This window comes from Phormidium sp. CCY1219 (assembly GCF_055795085.1).
The window spans coordinates 1-283 of record NZ_JAYFEQ010000255.1; the positions used below are offsets into that span (position 1 = coordinate 1).

Genomic DNA, 283 nt, shown 5'->3' on the forward strand with positions numbered 1-283 from the left:
TGTCGCGACCACATCCAGGAATGGCTAAAAGGAATAGGGTTGGAACTTAAGGATACCAAAACCCACATCACCCACACTTTAGAAGGGGATAATCCAGGGTTTGACTTTCTCGGTTTTAACATCCGACAATATGCAGTTGGAAAATACCAAACCGGGAAAGACGCACACAGTAATCCACTAGGTTTCAAAACCATCATCAAACCCAGCAAAAAAGCCATCAAAACCCACTACGAGAAACTTAAGGAGATAGTAGACTCCCACAGAGCAGTACCACAAGAGGGGT

The 283-nt window shown here is 44.5% G+C and carries 1 pseudogene; it reads left to right on the forward strand.

Annotated features, from left to right (window positions below):
* Nucleotides 1-39: 39 nt before the first annotated feature.
* Nucleotides 40-283: pseudogene (locus tag AC0QH1_RS02840) on the forward strand (group II intron reverse transcriptase/maturase); the annotation flags it as partial.